The sequence below is a fragment of the Donghicola eburneus genome (assembly GCF_900115865.1).
Classification (GTDB): Bacteria; Pseudomonadota; Alphaproteobacteria; order Rhodobacterales; family Rhodobacteraceae; genus Donghicola; species Donghicola eburneus.
Window position 1 is genome coordinate 1 of record NZ_FOXY01000045.1, and the last position, 2720, is coordinate 2720.

Consider the following 2720-nt stretch of genomic DNA (forward strand, 5'->3'; position numbering starts at 1 on the left):
GTATGCGACGGCCATACCCCATTGATTTGATGTGTTCCTGAGAGTTGGCCGTCCTGCGAGAAGGTCTGCGTCAGCAGATGGAGGTTTCGCATGGCGGATGGTGGAGACGGATTTGTGGGGCGGTGCGAGGTTGTTGAACCTCGGCGGCGGGGCAAGCGGCGTTGGCCTGATGAATTGAAGGCTCGGATTGTGGCAGAGAGCCTTCAACCCGGTGTCCGGGTTGTCGATGTGGCAGCGCGCTATGACATTCTACCCCATCATTTGTCAGATTGGCGTCGCCATGCGCGTCAGGGCCGGTTGGCTCTGCCGAGTGAATTGATGGACGCGTTGAACGGATCGCCAAGGTCGGAGGCGACGGCGCCCGCCTTCGTGCCATTGTCCATTCTGCCTGAGCCGATGGGTCAGCCGGCATCTTCCATAGCTGAGGCCGGACATGGTGGCATCGGGGTGATGACGATCGAGGTCGGGGCCGACGTTCTGCTGCGCATTCCTGGTGATGTTGCGGTGGAGCGGGCATCGGCCTTGGTGCAGGCGCTGCGGAGTGTGGGATGATTGTCGCGGGACAACGGTTGCCGATTCTGATCGCGACAAAGCCGGTGGACTTTCGCTGCGGGCACCAGGCCTTGGCGCTGATCGTGCAGACGGAGCTGAAGCTGGATCCGCATTCTGGGGTGACGGTGGTGTTCCGATCGAAGCGCGGCGACAGGATGAAGATCCTTGTGTGGGACGGCACCGGAATGGTGCTTACCTACAAGGTGCTCGAACAGGGCAGCTTCGCTTGGCCACTGGTTCAGGATGGGGTGATGCGGGTATCCCGCGCCCAATTCGAGGCCCTTTTTGAGGGTCTGGACTGGCGTCGTGTGATGGCGCACAGGGTGCGCCCACCGGCTGCGGCAGGATGACTCAGCCCATAGGATGTGGCGTTGTTTTATTGGGCTTTCTGCCGCGGATCGGATAGAAAAGCGCATGTCGCAACCCTTCGATCTCAGCCTGTTCCCGGACCTCCCACCCGCGGTGGTGAGAGCCTTTAAGGCGATGCAGTCCGAGCTTTCTGTCGAGCGCGCGGCTCGCCAGCACGAGCAGGCGGTGGCGGCCGAGAAGGAGGCCTTCATCACAGACCTGAAGGCGTTGATAGAGAAGCTGGAAGGTCAGGTTCGAGACTACCGGCGCACGAAGTTCGGGCCGAAGTCGGAGAAGCTGGACCCGGCACAGTTGGAGCTGGCGCTGGAGGACCTGGAAACCGCCATCGCCGAGACGCAGGCACAGATTGCCGCCGTCGAGGAGAAGATCGCCACCAGCGCGACAGATCCGGAACAGAAAGCGCCGCGCAAACCCCGCAAGGCACGAGCACTGCCGAAAAGCCTGCCGCGCGTGGAACGCGTGGTCGAACCTGACAGCATTGCCTGCCCCTGTGGCTGCGGCGACATGGTGCGGATTGGCGAAGACCGGACCGAGCGGTTGGATTACATCCCCGCGCGCTATCAGGTGATCGTCACGATCCGTCCCCGGTATGCCTGCCCCAAAGGGCGCACGGGCGTGGTGCAAGCCAAGGCCCCCGCGCATCTGCTGGAAGGCAGCTGGCCGACCGAAGCGTTGCTTGCGCAAATCGCTGTGTCCAAACATTCCGAACATATGCCGTTGAACCGGCAAGCCTTGGTCATGGCGCGGCATGGGGTGCCGATTGATCGGTCGGTTCTGGCCGACTGGATGGGCCGGACCGGTGCGCTGATCGCCCCCGTGGTGGATCACATGGCCAAACGGCTGATGGAAGAAAGCACTCGGCTTTACGTCGACGAAACCACCGCCCCGGTATTGGACCCGGGGAAAGGCAAGACGAAGACCGGATATCTCTGGGCCGTGTTGCGCGATGATCGCGGCTGGGGCGGGAGCGCCCCGCCAGGAGTGGTGTTCCATTACCGGCCCGGGCGAAAAGGCGATTATGCTGCCGAGATCCTCAAGGGCTTCAACGGCACGATCCAGGTCGATGCCTATGGCGGCTATTCCCATCTGGCGACACCCAAGCGCACAGGCGGCGACCCGTTGCGGCTGGCCTTCTGTTGGGCGCACGGGCGCAGGAAGCTGATCAAGGCCAAGCCCAAGAAGGGATCGCCCATCGTGGATGAGGCGCTCCTGCGCATCGCGGCGCTCTACAAGATCGAAAATGAGATCCGTGGTGCCGCCCCGGATCACCGCCGCACGGTCCGACAGGAGAAATCGCTCCCGCTGGTGGACAAATTCTTCAATTGGCTGAAGGCACAGGCCGAACGCATCTCGCGCAAATCAGATCTCGGTGTGGCAATAGCCTACATGCTGAAACGCCAGGACGGCTTCCGGCTGTTCCTCGACGACGGTCGGGTCGACATGGATTCGAACCTGGTCGAAAACGCGATCCGCAGCCCGGCCATGAACCGCCGCAATTCACTTTTTGCCGGCCACGACGAAGGCGGACGAAATTGGGCCCGCTTCGCCAGCCTGATTGGCACGTGCAAGATGAATAGTGTCGAGCCCTATGCCTATCTGCGCGATCTGTTCACGAAGCTGGCTAACGGCCACCTCGCCCAAAACATCGACCACCTGATGCCGTGGGCCTACGCCAACCAGATTGAAGGATCATAAGGATCTCGTCTCGTAGTCCCTGACGAGCTCCCGACAGCCATCCGCTTCAACCCTCCGCGACACCGCGAAAGCAAAAAAAACAATGGGGCGTGGCCGCCGCTTAC

Annotated in this window: 3 protein-coding genes; all 3 read left to right on the plus strand. The window is 61.9% G+C overall.

Features of this window, described 5'->3' with window-relative positions:
• Window positions 1-90: 90 nt before the first annotated feature.
• The 3 genes from tnpA (at window position 91) to tnpC (ending at window position 2616) form a co-directional block, all read left to right on the plus strand.
• On the plus strand, window positions 91-552 hold the full coding sequence (gene tnpA / locus BM225_RS21400; protein ID WP_092465531.1) for an IS66-like element accessory protein TnpA: 462 nt from the start codon (window positions 91-93) through the stop codon (window positions 550-552).
• A complete protein-coding gene (tnpB, locus tag BM225_RS21405; protein WP_092465532.1) occupies window positions 549-902 on the plus strand; it encodes an IS66 family insertion sequence element accessory protein TnpB in 354 nt (117 codons plus the stop codon). The genes tnpA and tnpB overlap by 4 nt, the downstream gene beginning before the upstream one ends.
• A 64-nt stretch (window positions 903-966) precedes the next feature.
• On the plus strand, window positions 967-2616 hold the full coding sequence (gene tnpC, locus BM225_RS21410; RefSeq protein WP_092465533.1) for an IS66 family transposase: 1650 nt from the start codon (window positions 967-969) through the stop codon (window positions 2614-2616).
• The last annotated feature ends 104 nt before the right edge of the window (window positions 2617-2720 follow it).